Origin of the sequence: Streptomyces sp. NPDC059567 (assembly GCF_042735655.1) — a bacterium.
In the GTDB taxonomy this organism is placed as follows: Bacteria; Actinomycetota; Actinomycetes; order Streptomycetales; family Streptomycetaceae; genus Streptomyces.
Genome location: NZ_JBHWBS010000182.1, coordinates 1 through 1,485 on the forward strand (window position 1 = coordinate 1; position 1,485 = coordinate 1,485).

1 protein-coding gene and 1 pseudogene are annotated in these 1,485 nt (G+C 70.9%); both read left to right on the forward strand.

The window, feature by feature from the left end; all coding sequences use genetic code 11:
- Positions 1–58: 58 nt before the first annotated feature.
- A pseudogene (locus tag ACFVZW_RS36580) lies at positions 59–160 on the forward strand (hypothetical protein); the annotation flags it as partial.
- Between the two features lie 3 nt (positions 161–163).
- Positions 164–1,485: condensation domain-containing protein (locus ACFVZW_RS36585; RefSeq protein ID WP_384530847.1), on the forward strand; the 1,322-nt coding region annotated here is incomplete at its 3' end.

A 1,485-nucleotide genomic window follows, 5' to 3' on the forward strand; every position in this document is an offset into this window, starting at 1 on the left:
GGTGGTGGCGGGTTGTCCGGGTGTCGGGCGGGCGGCTGTGGTGGTGCGTGAGGAGGTTGTGGGGGATCCGCGTCTGGTCGCCTATGTGGTGGCGGACGGGGAGTCGTCTGTTGATCTTCCGGTTCGTGTGCGTGAGTTCGTGGCTGGTCGGCTTCCGGGGTACATGGTTCCGTCGGCGGTCGTGGTCCTGGACGTGCTGCCGCTGACGGTGAACGGCAAGCTCGACCACAAGGCCCTGCCGGCGCCCGAGTACGCCACCACCGACAGCCGAAGCCCGTCCAACCGTCGCGAAGAGATCCTCTGCGAGGCCTTCGCCGAAATCCTCGGGATCGACAGCATCGGGGTCGAGGACAACTTCTTCGCCCTCGGCGGCCATTCCCTCCTCGCCGTTCGCCTCGTCGAGCGGCTGCGCGAGCGCGGCGTCACGGTGTCGGTGCGAGCCCTGTTCGAGACCCCCACCGTGGCCGGCCTCGCGCTGTCGGCGGGCACGGACGGGTTCGCCGTGCCGGAGAACCCGATCCCGGCCGACGCGACCGCCATCACCCCCGAGATGCTGCCGCTCGTCGACCTCACGGCCGACGAGGTCGCCGTGGTCGTCAACTCGGTGGACGGCGGCGCGGCGAATGTCGCCGACGTCTACCCGCTGGCCCCGCTCCAGGAGGGCCTGCTCTTCCACCACCTCCTCAACGAGGGCGGGGACGACGCCTACGCGCTCCCGACCGTCGTCGAGTTCGACTCGCGCGACCGCTTCGACACCTTCCTCGCCGCTCTCCAGCAGGTCGTGGACCGCCACGACATCTACCGGACCTCCATCGTGTGGGACGGTCTGCGCGAGCCGGTCCAGGTCGTGTGGCGTCACGCCACCCTCCCCGTCACCGAGGTCGCCCTCGACGCGGAGAGCGTCGACCCGGTCGCGGACCTGGTCGCGGCCGGTGGCTCCACGATGGACCTGGGCCGGGCCCCGCTGATCAGCCTGCACATCGCAGCCCTACCCGAGAGCGGTCGTCGGCTCGCTCTCCTGCGGATGCATCACATGGTGCAGGACCACACGGCGAAGGAAGTTCTCCTCGAGGAAGTGCAGGCCTTCCTCACCGGACACGGCGACGAACTGGCCGAACCGCTGCCCTTCCGAAACTTCGTCGCCCAGGCGCGAGGCGGGGGCGACGACTCCGAGCACGAGCGCTACTTCGCCGACCTCCTCGGCGACGTCACCGAGCCCACCGCTCCGTACGGCATGGTCGACGTGCACGGCGACGGCGCGGGCGTCGTCCGGGACGAGCTGGAGTTCTCCGCCGCCCTGACCGCCCGCGTACGGGAGGTCGCGCGCCGCCTCGGCGTCAGCCCCGCCCCCGTGCTGCACGTGGCGTGGGCCCGAGTGCTGGGGGGGGGGGGCCGCCCCGGGGGCGTGTTGGTTGGCCACCAAAGATCCGTCGCGCAGAAAGCCGGCGACAGGGCCCCACGCGGTGCGCGACACTGGTATGATAG